This window comes from Shewanella vaxholmensis (assembly GCF_031932135.1).
Lineage (GTDB): Bacteria > Pseudomonadota > Gammaproteobacteria > Enterobacterales > Shewanellaceae > Shewanella > Shewanella hafniensis.
The window spans coordinates 1-14,543 of the sequence record NZ_JAUOEV010000019.1; the positions used below are offsets into that span (position 1 = coordinate 1).

General features: G+C 48.8%; 11 protein-coding genes and 1 rRNA gene. 1 reads left to right on the top strand and 11 read right to left on the bottom strand.

Annotated elements, in window-relative coordinates:
* The 3 genes from Q4Q46_RS15600 to Q4Q46_RS15610 all read right to left on the bottom strand — a co-directional run.
* Positions 1–88: ribosomal RNA gene (locus tag Q4Q46_RS15600) — 16S ribosomal RNA — on the bottom strand; the annotation flags it as partial.
* 764 nt (positions 89–852) lie between these two features.
* Positions 853–3,579, bottom strand: a complete 2,727-nt coding sequence (gene secA, locus Q4Q46_RS15605) for a preprotein translocase subunit SecA (RefSeq protein ID WP_311906457.1) — start codon at positions 3,577–3,579, stop codon at positions 853–855.
* Positions 3,580–3,639: 60 nt separating this feature from the next.
* On the bottom strand, positions 3,640–4,539 hold the full coding sequence (locus tag Q4Q46_RS15610) for a M23 family metallopeptidase (RefSeq protein WP_006079901.1): 900 nt from the start codon (positions 4,537–4,539) through the stop codon (positions 3,640–3,642).
* 27 nt (positions 4,540–4,566) lie between these two features.
* On the opposite strand from Q4Q46_RS15610, the gene Q4Q46_RS15615 reads away from it, so the two are divergent.
* Complete coding sequence (locus Q4Q46_RS15615) at positions 4,567–5,013, top strand: DUF721 domain-containing protein (RefSeq protein WP_311906413.1); 447 nt, start codon at positions 4,567–4,569, stop codon at positions 5,011–5,013.
* Between the two features lie 12 nt (positions 5,014–5,025).
* Here the strand turns inward: Q4Q46_RS15615 and lpxC are convergent, their stop codons facing one another.
* The 8 genes from lpxC to murD form a co-directional block, all read right to left on the bottom strand.
* A complete protein-coding gene (gene lpxC, locus Q4Q46_RS15620; RefSeq protein WP_311906414.1) occupies positions 5,026–5,946 on the bottom strand; it encodes a UDP-3-O-acyl-N-acetylglucosamine deacetylase in 921 nt (306 codons plus the stop codon).
* 180 nt (positions 5,947–6,126) lie between these two features.
* Positions 6,127–7,314, bottom strand: coding sequence for a cell division protein FtsZ (gene ftsZ / locus Q4Q46_RS15625; RefSeq protein ID WP_006079898.1), 1,188 nt, complete (start codon positions 7,312–7,314; stop codon positions 6,127–6,129).
* Positions 7,315–7,347: 33 nt separating this feature from the next.
* Positions 7,348–8,583: a cell division protein FtsA gene (gene ftsA / locus Q4Q46_RS15630; RefSeq protein ID WP_006079897.1), complete on the bottom strand. Its 1,236-nt coding sequence runs from the start codon at positions 8,581–8,583 to the stop codon at positions 7,348–7,350.
* Positions 8,564–9,313 (bottom strand): cell division protein FtsQ/DivIB, encoded by a 750-nt coding sequence (locus Q4Q46_RS15635; RefSeq protein WP_311906415.1) that lies wholly within the window; start codon positions 9,311–9,313, stop codon positions 8,564–8,566. Before Q4Q46_RS15635 ends, ftsA begins: the two co-directional genes overlap by 20 nt.
* Before the next feature lie 151 nt (positions 9,314–9,464).
* Complete coding sequence (murC, locus tag Q4Q46_RS15640; protein WP_311906416.1) at positions 9,465–10,931, bottom strand: UDP-N-acetylmuramate--L-alanine ligase; 1,467 nt, start codon at positions 10,929–10,931, stop codon at positions 9,465–9,467.
* A 2-nt stretch (positions 10,932–10,933) separates the two neighbouring features.
* Positions 10,934–12,022, bottom strand: coding sequence for an undecaprenyldiphospho-muramoylpentapeptide beta-N-acetylglucosaminyltransferase (murG, locus tag Q4Q46_RS15645; RefSeq protein ID WP_259570521.1), 1,089 nt, complete (start codon positions 12,020–12,022; stop codon positions 10,934–10,936).
* On the bottom strand, positions 12,022–13,233 hold the full coding sequence (ftsW, locus tag Q4Q46_RS15650; RefSeq protein WP_006086699.1) for a cell division protein FtsW: 1,212 nt from the start codon (positions 13,231–13,233) through the stop codon (positions 12,022–12,024). Before ftsW ends, murG begins: the two co-directional genes overlap by 1 nt.
* Entirely contained in the window at positions 13,223–14,542 is a 1,320-nt protein-coding gene (gene murD / locus Q4Q46_RS15655) for a UDP-N-acetylmuramoyl-L-alanine--D-glutamate ligase (protein ID WP_006079892.1), read from the bottom strand. Before murD ends, ftsW begins: the two co-directional genes overlap by 11 nt.
* Between the last annotated feature and the right edge of the window lies 1 nt (position 14,543).

Consider the following 14,543-nt stretch of genomic DNA (forward strand, 5'->3'; position numbering starts at 1 on the left):
AGTAAACTCCCTTGTGCTGCCGCTCGACTTGCATGTGTTAGGCCTGCCGCCAGCGTTCAATCTGAGCCATGATCAAACTCTTCAATTAAAGTTTTGTTGTTTGACTTACGTCAAACGGCTCAACGAATTCTGTTCGACTCCTATTTATTCGAAAATAAGTAGTAAGTCTTTGTACATATTGCTATGAACACTCATCACTCTCGTGAAAGAATTGGTTGATTTAAATTTTGACTGCCAACCCGAAGGTTAAGCAGTTTCGATTAACTCAACACCTGTGAGTGTCCACACAGATTTGCTTGATAAATTGTTAAAGAGCGTTGACCACACACTGAGTTTTCAGCGGGTCAGGGCTGCGTATTCTACGCATTCCCGTTAGTGCGTCAAGTAGTTTTTTCAACTTTCTCAACACTCATCGTTTAGCTCGCTAACCGATGAACTGCTTGGCTTTCTTTGCTTAACTTGCGTTACGCTGTCTGCCGTGTCAGTGGATGCGCATTATAGGGAGATTGAGAAAGTCCGCAAGGGCTTTTTTGAGAAAAATGGATCTTTTTTTAATACTTTCAGTTAGTCACACAATACCCCCACTTTATCCTCAGACTTATCCACAAAATGGGTTTTAACGGTTAAATTTGCTACAGCGATGGGTTTGCTTTAATGGCTATCGATGAGAGTGAAATGATGTTCAATGGGGAATAACGACGATTAGCTATATAAAGAAGAGTAAGAATGTAATCCGGATGACACGAGAGTCGCGCTAGGCTTATTAAAGAGGAAATAAAAAGGCAACTTAGATAAGTTGCCTTTAGTGTGCGTTCTATTCTACTTATTCAGTAGGCTTAATCTGTCAGCAGATTAACTTAACTTGCCGTGACATTGTTTGTACTTGCGACCTGAGCCACAAGGACAAGGATCGTTACGACCCACTTTCTCACCATCGCGGATCATCGGTGCTTGCGCAGTGACAGCTTCATGCTCATCACCACCGCCAACAAGCGACTCTGCCGCTGCGTGTTGATAGTCGCGCTGGATCTTGGCATCTTCTTCACGACGACGCGCTTCCATTTCTTCCACATCTGACTGAGCTTGAACTTGTACTTTCGACAGCACACTGATGACGTCGTGTTTCAAGGTATTCAATAGTTGTTGGAATAACTCAAACGACTCACGCTTATATTCTTGCTTTGGATTTTTCTGTGCGTAACCACGTAAGTGGATACCTTGACGCAGATGGTCCATCGCCGCTAAGTGTTCTTTCCACAGACCATCGAGCGTTTGTAGCATAACGGCTTTCTCGAACTGGCGTAGCACTTGCGCGCCAACCATTTCTTCTTTTGCCTTATACGCATCGCCCCAAGCAGTGATAATACGCTCACGTAGACTCTCTTCATGCAGATCGTCTTCTTTATCTAACCATTCCTGGATAGGTAGTTTGAGCATAAACTCTTGGTGTAGACGTTGCTCTAAACCTGGGATATCCCACAGCTCTTCTACTGATTGTGGTGGAATATACTGATCGATGACCGCGCCAATCACATCGTCTTGAATGTTTTGGATAGTATCTTCAATACTTTCAGCATCCATCAACTCGTTGCGCTGAGCGTAAACCACTTGGCGCTGATCGTTAGCGACGTCATCAAATTCAAGTAATTGCTTACGAATATCAAAGTTACGTGCTTCAACTTTACGTTGAGCGTTTTCGATTGCACGAGACACCCATGGATGCTCGATCGCTTCGCCCTCTTCCATACCCAGCTTTTTCATCATGCCAGAGACACGATCCGAGGCGAAGATGCGCATTAAGCTATCTTCCATCGACAGGTAGAAACGTGATGAACCCGCGTCACCTTGACGACCCGCACGACCACGTAACTGGTTATCGATACGGCGTGATTCGTGACGTTCGGTACCTAGGATGTGCAAACCACCCGCGGCGACGACTTCATCATGACGAATTTGCCAATCGGCTTTGATCTTAGCTTTTTGCTCAGCGGTTGGATTATCGAGTTCATCGATTTCCATGTTCCAGTTGCCGCCAAGCACGATGTCGGTACCACGACCTGCCATGTTCGTCGCAATAGTCACTGAACCAGTACGGCCAGCTTGCGCGACGATTTCAGCTTCTCGTTCGTGGAATTTAGCATTTAAGACTTCGTGCGGGATCTTTTCCTGCACCATTAAGCGCGCTAACAGTTCAGACTGTTCGATTGAGACTGTACCCACCAATACTGGCTGACCACGTTCGCGGCAATCTTTAATGTCTTTGATGATAGCTTGATATTTTTCATCGGCGGTCAGGTAAACCAAATCCGCCATATCCTTACGCACCATTGGACGGTTAGTCGGCACAACAACTGTGTCTAATCCATAGATGTGTTGGAATTCGAACGCTTCAGTGTCGGCTGTACCTGTCATACCTGCCAGCTTCTCGTATTGACGGAAGTAGTTCTGGAAAGTGATCGAAGCCAATGTTTGGTTTTCGTTTTGAATGTGCACGCCTTCTTTGGCTTCGACAGCTTGATGTAAGCCTTCTGACCAACGACGACCTGGCATAGTACGACCCGTGTGTTCATCGACTATGATGACTTCGTTGTCTTGTACTATGTAATCCACATCACGCTCAAACAGCGTGTGCGCACGGAGCGCCGCATTAACATGATGTAACAGGGAAATATTTGCAGCAGAATAGAGTGAGTCACCTTCGGCTAACATGCCGCGCTCGATCAGCAGGTTCTCTACTTTTTCTTGACCACGTTCGGTGAAATGCACTTGTTTGGCTTTTTCATCGATGCTGTAGTCACCTTCACCCACATACTCTTCAGAGTCTTCTTTATCCTGACGGATAAGATTTGGGATAAGCAGGTTGATCTTGATGTAAAGCTCAGAGCTGTCTTCAGCGGCACCAGAGATAATCAGCGGTGTACGTGCTTCGTCGATTAAGATTGAATCCACTTCATCGATTAGGGCGTAATGCAACGGACGTTGTACCCGTTCTTGCGGTGAAAACGCCATGTTATCGCGCAGATAATCGAAACCAAACTCGTTGTTGGTCCCGTAAGTGATATCGGCGTTGTAAGCGGCTTTCTTTTCATGCTGGCCCAAACCTGCCACGTTGATGCCGACGGTTAAACCGAGGAACTCAAACAGTGGACGGTTATTCTCGGCATCACGACGTGCTAAGTAATCGTTCACGGTAATCACGTGAACGCCTTTGCCCGTCAATGCGTTTAAGTAAGCGGGCAAGGTTGCCGTTAAGGTTTTACCTTCACCAGTACGCATCTCTGCAATACGGTTACTGTCGAGCACCATACCACCGAGTAACTGTACGTCGAAGTGGCGCATGTCAAATACGCGCTTAGACGCTTCACGCACTGTCGCAAAAGCTTCAGCCATGATGCTATCTAATGAAGCGCCGGCAGCTAAACGCTCACGGAACTCAGCGGTTTTCGCTTTTAAAGCTTCATCGGTTAATTTTTCATAATCAGCTTCTAGTGCGTTAATGCTAATAACGATCTTTTGAAGCCCTTTAAGGGTGCGGTCGTTGCGACTACCAAATACTTTTGTCAGTAATTTACCAAACATCTGAATCACTTATTCTCTGTAGGCCAAGTCCATGATGGAAACTAGAAGCCAATGTTTCAATTAACTTGCTTTGCGGTAGACAAACTTTTGTGGATCTATCTGCTGTCCGCCGCGCAACACTTCATAATGCACATGAGCCCCAGTTGAGCGCCCAGTGCTTCCCATACTGGCGATTGCATCGCCTTTTGCGACCACATCACCTACAGTCACTGACAAAGCTTTATTATGGCCATAACGCGTATGTAAACCGTTACCATGGTCTATTTCGACCAACTCGCCATAACCGAACATGTTCCCAGCCCAAGTTACTACGCCTGCAGCAGTCGCAACAACTTTGGCCCCTTCTCGGCCGGTAAAATCAATCCCCTTATGCACAGTCCTGCGACCGTTGAAAGGGTCATTACGTAATCCGTAGGGCGACGATAACCAACCTTTATCGAGTGGGATCCCTGATATATAACGTTCATCATCTATATGGTGGTTAGATGACACTGTTTCAAGTAGTGATAGCTGAACATTATTATTGTCAATTCGTGATGCCAACTTATCCATATCGTCGATAAGCTGTCCGAGCTCGATGTTAGTGCCTAATTCGCTCAAACCACCCACACCAACTTCGGATGAGAAATCAAAATCTTCATCCAATTTGTTCTGCTGGGCGACCTGTTGACCTAAGGCTTCGAGACGGGTGATCTTGGCTTGCATACGTGCAACATGAGTCACTAGCATGGCCAGTTGAGACTCGGTAGCACTTTTTAGCTCTAAGACTTGTTTCTTTTGTTGTTCGCGCACGAGACGATCGTTATCGACACTGGCTTGCTGATCTTGAAATCGAGCTGAGTTGTGTTGATAAATACCGGACCCAGTGGCCAACAATAGTATTGGAAGTAGCAACCAGCGTTTACTGGGCTGCCAGCGTGTGACGCCATTCCGACCTTGAATAAATACTGTTACACTCATAGCCTAATTCAGCCATCTTATTATCATATGAAAAAGCCCCCTCAAGATCTCAGCCAATTACTGCATCAATCGGGCAAATTACCCGACCTTGCTGAGAAAGCGGAACTACTTATGTATCTGAATCAGCATGTGAAGCAGATTATCGCAGGTCCTGTTGCGGAGCAGCTAAAAGTCGCTAATTTCCGCCAGGGTGTTCTTGTGGTTGAAACCACTTCGGCGGCCTGGGCTGCACGAATTAATTTCCAAAAGCCGAAGCTACTAGCGCAGCTTCAAGCAGAAACGCTCCCAATCCTTACCGCAATCGAAGTTAAAGTCAACCCGAGATTAGCAATGTATGACGCAAAGCCTAAACAGGCACACAAAGAATTAAGCCCTGCGGCAGCGGAGCATATTGCGGCATTAGCGGAAAATATTGGCGGTTCACTGGGCGAAAAACTAAAACGGCTGGCCTCATTGGCCAGCCGTGATAAATAATCTCACCGCTTTTTAAGCAAATACAGCGCCACATGGCACGGTAAAGCTGACGGGAACATCGGCTTCTTTTTCAAAGCTAACCAACTCCCACGCATCCTGTTGCGCCAATAAAGCACGCACCAATTGGTTGTTCAGCGCATGACCGGTTTTATACGCAGTAAACTCACCTAAAATAGCGTGTCCTGCCACATATAGATCACCAAACGCATCTAGAATTTTGTGCTTAACAAATTCGTCCTCATAACGCAGGCCGTCGGGATTAAGGACGCGATATTCATCAAGTACAACTGCGTTTTCCATGCTGCCGCCCAACGCTAGGTTGTTGGCTCGCAGATATTCGATATCACGCATAAACCCAAAAGTACGGGCGCGGCTGATATCTTTCACGAAAGCAGACGTTGAAAAGTCCATCACCACATGCTGTTGGCTACGAGCGATTTCTGGGTGCGCGAAGTCAATTTTAAAATTGACTCTAAAACCTTTAAAGGGTTTCAGCTCGGCCCATTTGTCGCCATCTTCAACACGCACAGGGCGCTTAATCTTTAAGTATTTCTTAGGTGCGGCCTGCTCTTTAATACCCGCAGACTGCAATAAGAAGACGAACGGGCTCGCACTGCCATCCATAATAGGAATTTCAGGCGCGTCCACTTCGATTACGGCGTTATCTATGCCTAAACCCGCAAGTGCTGCAAATAAATGCTCAATGGTCGAGATACGAATACCTTCGTCATTGACAAGTGCCGTACACATAGTGGTTTCACGAACTTGCTCCGCCTTCGCTGGAATGGCGACGGCAGGACTCAAATCGGTGCGCACGAGTACGATCCCTGAATTAACGGGCGCGGGCATTATGCTCAAAGTGACCTTGTTGCCAGAATGCAATCCGACACCAGTAGTTTTCACCATTTTCTGAACAGTTCTTTGAAATATCATTCAGTTACCCGTTTATATGCCAATTATAAAGCCTAATATTTGTACACTCAGCGTCGGCAAATTGGCCGCACTGGTTCAACATAATAACATAACTTTATTATGTCACACAAATGCAGCTATGCTGTGGTATTGCCCAAAACGAACAACACCTCACATATACGCTGGACTCAAACGCTATCGCTAGTCGGCTTGCTTACGCAAAAATGCTGGAATATCAAGATAATCCAACTCATGCTTTGTCGATGGTGCAGGCTGTGGCGCTGGCTGTGGTGCCGCTGGCAATACGTTGCCTTTTGGCGCAGCGTAGTTCACATGTACCGCTTCTTCGACATAGGCTTCGACTTTTGGTTCCACAACCACTGGCTCTGGACGAGGCGCAGGCTTAGACACCAATTGAATATCTGGACGCTTTTCAGCACCAATACCCGTAGCAACAACCGTTACACGCAGCTCATCACTCATTTCTGGGTCGATGACAGCACCAACAACCACAGTCGCGTTGTCAGAGGCATAAGCCTTAACGTGATTACCCACGGTTTCGAATTCTTCGATACTCATGTCCATACCCGCAGTGATGTTAACTAACACACCACGCGCACCGGCTAAGTCGATGTCTTCTAATAATGGGCTGGCAACAGCGGCTTCAGCCGCTTCTTCTGCACGGTCTTCACCGCGAGCGACGCCTGTACCCATCATGGCATTACCCATTTCAGACATCACAGTCTTCACGTCGGCGAAGTCGACGTTAATCAGACCTGGACGAGTGATAAGCTCGGCAATACCTTGTACCGCGCCAAGTAACACGTTATTCGCTGCGGCGAACGCATCGAGTAAAGAAGTGCCACGGCCCAATACTTTTAATAATTTTTCATTTGGAATCGTGATTAACGAATCCACGTGCTTAGCGAGCTCAGCAATACCTTGCTCGGCATAAGCCATACGCTTTTTCCCTTCGAATGGGAAAGGCTTAGTCACAACCGCAACGGTCAGAATACCTTCTTCGCGAGCGATTTGAGCAACAACGGGCGCCGCACCTGTACCTGTACCACCGCCCATACCGGCAGCGATAAAGATCATGTCAGAGCCTTTGATTGCTGCGCGAATGTTTTCGCGGTCTTCTTCAGCTGCTGCACGACCCACGTCTGGGTTTGCCCCAGCTCCGAGACCTTTAGTGACATCGCGTCCTAATTGAATCGTTGAGCCTGCACCTGATTTTCTCAGGGCCTGAGCGTCTGTATTGGTAACGATAAACTCAACACCTTCAATGTTGTGTTTGACCATATGTTCGACAGCGTTACCGCCGCCGCCGCCAACGCCGATGACTTTAATCACCGCGTCGTCTGAGTGAGTATCCATGATCTCAAACATTGTCTGATCTCCGTGTTGCCTGCGTTATGAAAATTAAAATTCGCCCTTAAACCAGCTTTGGACCCGATTCCAAGCGCTAGTTACCCCTTGGCGCTCAGGACGTTCGAACTGACGTTCGATCACCCGTCGTGCACCGTAATGAAGCAGTCCGACTCCAGTGGAGTAAATAGACTGGTCCACGTATTCATATAAACCTTTGATCGGTAGCGGTGATGCTACGCGAACTGGCATGCCGAATGTCGCTTCTGCGATATCGACCACACCTTGAATCGACGCTGTGCCACCAGTGAGCACAATACCTGCGGCGATTTGATCTTCTAAGCCACTGTCTTTCAGCTCTTTGAGCACTAACTCAAACAGCTCTTGGTATCTTGGTTCTACTACTTCGGCGAGCGTGTGACGTGACATGCTCCGCGATGGACGTCCACCTACCGATGGCACTTCGATACTGTCTTCGCGGCTCACCATCGAGCTGCGCGCACAGGCGAATTGCACTTTAATTTGTTCAGCATGTGACGACGGCGTGCGAAAAATCTTCGCAATGTCGTTGGTCACTTGGTTGCCCGCAACTGGCACAACCGCGCAATGACGCAAGGCGCCGTTGGTATATACCGCTATATCTGTGGTGCCACCGCCGATATCGACGATACACACACCTAAATCTTTCTCATCGAAGGTCAGCACGGCATCGGCTGAAGCAATCCCAGAGAACACTAAGTCATCGACCTTAAGGCCACAACGCTCAACGCTCTTAGTGATGTTCTTCGCCATATCATTGGCGCAAGTCACTATATGTACCTTGGCTTCCATCCGCATGCCGGACATACCGATAGGGCTGCGGATGCCGTCTTGCACGTCGATCGCATATTCCTGCGGCAGCACATGTAAGATGCGACGTTCGGTCGGGATCTTCACCGAGCGAGCCGTGTGGATCACGTTATCGACGTCTTCCTGTGTCACTTCTTCATCGTTGATCGATACCATGCCGTTTTCGTTTTGGCAGGCGATGTGTTTACCAGAGATGCTCAGGTAAACCGATGACACTTGGCAATCCGCCATTAATTCCGCTTGATCGAGCGCACGTTGCACACTGCGAACTATCGAATCTAAATCATTCACGCCACCTTTATCCATGCCTCTTGAGGGATGGTTGCCAAGGCCGACTATGCTGATTTCGCCATCGGGCAGAACTTCGCCTATGATCACTGCGACCTTAGAGGTTCCTATATCCAATCCGACGATAAGGTTTCTATCTTGGTTTTTGATCATTAATTATCGGCTCTCTTGTTTGTGCATCGCCCCAGCCTACGGCCAACCCTGTGTCGTAGCGCAAATCTACTCTGGCGACGGATTTATCTTGTTTCGCCAAAACCGGATAAACAGTTATAAATCGCTGTATCCGTGCAATTTTATCTTCGCGACCTAAATCTAAAACGATGCCGTTTCCTAAGGTCGCGTGCCACGCATGTCGTGGCGTCAAATACAAACTGGCTAAGGTAAAGCCATTAATCTTTAACAGGGAGTTGATCTGTGCATAGACAGTCAATACCTCAAGCCCCATATCGTCTGGTCCTGATAACTGCGGTAAATGCTCCAGCTCTGGGTGCGATGGCGCTTCAAACACTTCACCATGCACATTCAACCAGGAGTCGCCATTCCAATGGGCCGCCGGTTGCTGCTCTTGCAAATACACCCTGAGTTTCGCTGGCCACTCGCGTCTTACCGACGCGCGATACACCCAAGGTAAGTCTTCTAACGCCTGTTGCACTAAGGTGATGTCAGCACTAAAAAAACTCCGCTGCATTAAATCCTGTAGTGCCACTTGTATATCTTTATCTGTGGTGTAAGCCCGCTCACCTTTGATGGCAACGGCCTCAATCGGCAAGGTGCTGGCATCATTTAAAAACTTATGTAACTGGTATCCACCAAATACAAAACTGGCCACGATGAAGAATAAAAAGCCAGCCCCGCTCCACAGATACCAATTAACCCGTGACATTCTTGCCCGCCAGTGCCGCCTCTTATCACTCCAAGACACGCTTCATTCCACCTTTAACGACACTCACTAAAAACCACAGAAAACCGGCCATTATATAGACCAAAATCCTTTGGTCAAAATTTCCTTTTCCTCGCAGATCAAGCGCTAAAGATCAGCTTGCTTGCGCAGGTAATTCCGCAACAGCAAAGCCCAATTCTGTCGTCGCTAACAATCGCGACAGGGCGCCAATATTACCCGCACCTTGGGTGAGTAATAAATCCCCCTCTTGCAATACATCGGGCAATACTTCTGCGAGCTGATCAGGACTGGCGATAAAGATCGGATCTAACTGGCCACGCAGGCGAATTGAGCGACATAAGGCTCGGCCATCGGCACCTGTGATTGGCGCTTCACCCGCACTATAAACATCGAGCAACAGTAAGCAATCCACTTGAGATAACACTTCCACAAAATCTTCATACAAATCACGGGTACGTGTGTATCTGTGTGGCTGATACGCCATAACCAGACGTTTGTCGGGCCAACCTGCACGGGCGGCTTTAATGGTCGCGGCGACTTCACTGGGGTGATGGCCATAATCATCAACTAACATAACTTCGCCCTTGGGCGTAGCAAACTTGCCCAAGTGTTGGAAACGACGGCCTATGCCTTGGAACTCCACTAATGCCTGAGTAATGGCGCTGTCGTCGATTTCATCTTCGGTCGCGACCGCTATCGCAGCTAAGGCATTAAGCACGTTATGTTGACCCGGTAAATTCAGCACCAGATCGAGATCAGTTTTGCCTTTACGTCTCACAGTGAAACGACACTGATGCCCTTGCTGACTGAAATTCAGCGCTTGCACGTCCGCATCGTCACTAAAACCATAGGTCACGAGTTGACGACCAATCCGCGGCATGATTTCACGCACCACAGCATCGTCGATACACACAACTGCGACACCGTAGAAGGGCAAGTTATGTAGAAAATCCACGAAGGTCGATTTCAATTTCTCGAAATCACCGCCATAGGTATCCATATGATCGGCTTCAATATTAGTTACCACACTGACCATAGGCTGCAAATGCAGGAAGCTCGCATCACTCTCATCGGCTTCGGCAATCAAGTAACGGCTGGTGCCTAATCTGGCGTTGGTACCGGCACTATTGAGCAAGCCACCAATCACGAAGGTAGGATCCCGTCCCGCTTGACCGTACACGCTGGCGATAAGGCTCGTTGTCGTCGTTTTACCATGGGTGCCAGCAATCGCCACACCATGACGGTAACGCATCAACTCAGCTAGCATTTCGGCGCGGCGCACAATAGGAATACGTAATTCTTTGGCAGCAAGGATTTCTGGGTTTTCCAGATTAATCGCCGTGGAGACCACGACCACATCCACTTGCTGCACGTTTTCGGCAGCATGACCAATTTGGATCTTGGCACCGAGCAAACACAATCTGTCGGTCACGGCATTTTGCGCGATATCCGAACCACTCACCTGATAGCCTTCGTTCACTAACACTTCGGCGATCCCGCCCATGCCCGCGCCGCCAATGCCGACGAAGTGAATACGCTTAATACGGCGCATTTCTGGGATCATGCTTCTCAGTTGTGCATATCTTTCTGTCTTAGTCATGCTTATCCTTTCTCAGCAAGGCTGATGCACACTGCGGCAACTTGTTCAGTCGCATCCAGTACGGCAACGTCTCTTGCTCTTTGGCCCATACGGGCTAATTCTGTTCTGTCATTGGCGAGCAGTTGTAATTTACTCGCCAGTTTATTCACGTCCAAGATGGCCTGTGGCAATAGGAAAGCTGCGCCAGCCTCAACCAATACTTGGCCGTTACGGGTTTGGTGATCATCCACGGCATGGGGATAAGGCACCAGAATACTCGGTAGCCCCACCGCCGCTAACTCAGACACCGTCAGCGCACCGGCGCGGCACAATACCACATCAGCCCAGCGATAAGCGGCTTCCATGTCGTCGATAAACTCGGCGATATTCACGCCGCCATCTTGCCCATGTTGCTGATAAGCCGCCTTCACGCCCGCAAGATTATCTTTACCCACTTGATGCCAAACCGTAACGGACTGCTGCTGACTCAGAATCGCAACCGCTTCAGGCATCAGATCGTTAAAGACTTTGGCGCCAAGGCTGCCGCCGACAACTAATACTTTTAAGGCTTCATCAGCCTCTGGCTTTGGTTCTGCGCCTAAGGCAATCAATTCTTGGCGAATCGGATTACCAACAACCTTGGCCTTCACTGTGGTAAAGGTATTTTTAAAGGCACATAACACTTGAGTCGCAATCCGCGACAACAACTTATTCGTCATCCCTGGGATGGCATTTTGCTCATGCAGAACCAATGGAATACCGGCTAATCTTGCCGCCACACCACCTGGGCCACTGGCGAATCCGCCCATGCCAAGCACGACATCGGGTTTAAACTCAGCAATCACGGCCTTAGCCTGCAATATTGAGCGCACCACTTTAAAGGGCGCCGCGAGTTTACGTATCAAACCATTGCCGCGCACACCTTTGATATCGATGAAATCAATATCAAATCCATACTGGGGCACTAAACGCGCCTCCATACGATCGGCCGTGCCTAACCAACGCACTTGCCAACCCTGTTGAGCTAGATACTTAGCCACAGCCAGCGCCGGGAACACATGTCCTCCCGTACCACCCGCCATGACTAAAATACGTTTTCCTGCTGGGGTCATCACTTCAATCTCCCTTGCACGGCCTGAACTAATGTCATGCGCCGCTCGTAATCAATGCGCAGCAACATCATGGCTGCCGCCGTCATGACCCATAAACTACTGCCGCCATAGCTGATAAAAGGTAATGTCAGACCTTTGGTCGGTAACATGCCGATACTCGCGCCGACATTAACCACAGTCTGGAAACATACCCAAATACCAATGGCGTAACCTAAATAACCTTCGAAGGGCTTATCCATGGCTAAGCACAAATTGCCCAAACGAATCGATCTCAGCGCCACAAACAGCAGCACAGATAACACGGCGATAATACCGATAAAACCTAATTCTTCCCCGATCACGGCAAAGATAAAGTCAGTGTGCGCTTCGGGCAGATACTCTAATTTCTGAATACTGTTGCCCAGCCCTTGGCCGAACCAATCACCACGGCCATAGGCCATCAAAGATTGTGTCAACTGGTAACCACTACCAAAGGGATCTTGCCAAGGATCCATAAACGATGTCACCCGGCGCATACGGTAAGGTTCTAATAACACCAAAGCCACAAACGCCAACACGCCGGCAAAAATCAGGGCGAAGAAGTCGAGCAAACGTGCACCCGCTAAAAACAGCAGGCCAACGGTACCGACGAACAACACCACAACCGTCCCTAAGTCGGGCTGCATCAAAATCAGCACAGCGTAAATGGCAAATACCGCAATCGGTTTATAGAAACCCTTAGCGTTCTCGCGCACTTCCTGATGACGACGCACTAAATAGCCCGCCATGTAGATGGCAAAAGCAAACTTAGCGACTTCCGCCACTTGGATGCGAATTGGGCCGATCGATAACCAACGCGTCGCGCCGTTTACCGTAGTACCGACCACTAAAACCGCCAGCAACATCAAGCCCACAACCAGCAGCAGCATGGGACTCCAGCGCTGCCAAGTTTGCATTTCAACTCTTAATACAAATGCCGCAATGGCTAAGCAACCCACTAAATAACCCACATGGCGAGTCATAAAATAAAACGGGTTACCCGTGAGCGTTTGCGCTTCTGGCATTGAGGCCGACATCACCATCACAAAGCCAAAGCCAATCAATGACAACACAGCCGCGAGCAAAGCGCGGTCGTACAATTGCACGCCCGGCACTTCGGTATCACGTTGCCAATTGGGCATTGCTGAACGCAAACGCCCAAATAGGCTGAGTTGTCTTACATCACTCGCCATTGAGTTGCTCCACAAGGTTTCTAAAATCGTCACCTCGAGCCATAAAGTTACTGTACATATCTAAACTGGCGCAGGCTGGTGACAATAAAACGATATCGCCAGAAGTTGCCAATTCAGCGGCCTTCGTTACCGCTGCCGCCATAGTGTCGACCTTCACCGCGCCGTCTTTTAACGCGGCAATCTTTTTGCCATCGCGACCTAAGGTAATGAGGTGTGTTACTTTCGCTAACGCCACGCCTAAAGGTTTAAAATCAGCACCTTTGCCGTCGCCGCCAGCAATCAAAATAATATCGCCTAAGTGATCACTCAAACCATCCAGCGCGGCAACGGTGGCACCGACGTTCGTCGCTTTCGAGTCATTGACATAGGTCACGCCATTCTTAATGCCAACCACTTCACAGCGATGGGATAAGCCGGTAAAGCTACGCGCCACTTTTGCCATCACCTGTTTATCAACGCCCACAGCATCCACAAGCGCCATTGCTGCGAGTAAGTTGGCATGGTTATGGCTGCCAATCAGGGAGACTTCAGTGATCGGCATGATTTCGCTGCTGCCGTGATAAATTTTGCTGTCGCTGATACCCCATTCGTCCGCTTCTGGCGCAGCTAAACCAAAACTGTTTTGGTTCATTGGCTCTGGCGGTACGGTCAGTTTATCGTCGCGATTAAACAGCACGGCGCGGCTTTGTTTGTATAAACGTAATTTAGCTTCGCGGTAGGCAGCGATATCGCTGTATCTATCCATGTGGTCTTCGCTGATATTCAAACAGGTCGCCACCACACACTTAAGGCTATGGGTGGTTTCCAATTGAAAGCTCGACAACTCAAGCACAAACAAGTCGGCATTTTCATGCAGTAGATCCAGCGCAGGCACACCGATATTGCCACCAACGGCAACGGCAATACCCGCTTCCCTTGCCATTTCGCCTACAAGCGTAGTGACAGTTGATTTACCGTTAGAGCCAGTAATACCGATAACGCAAGGTTTACGGTCAGCAATCTCACGGGCAAATAGCTCCACATCGCCAATCACTTCGATGCCCATATCCACAGCGGCACGCACCTCTGGGGTATAAGTGGCAATGCCGGGACTGATAATGATCTGCGTCGCTTGCACGAGATAACGGCAATCGAATCCGCCAGAAATCAGCTTCACATCAGGAAAAGACGTCGCTAATGTTTCGGCGCCCGGAGGCTGCCGACGACTGTCCATGACCAATGGCGTAATGCCCTTTCCACACAAATAGCGCACGACGGACAAACCCGTTGCCCCTAAACCTAACACTATGTGTGAATACTGATTTTGCATA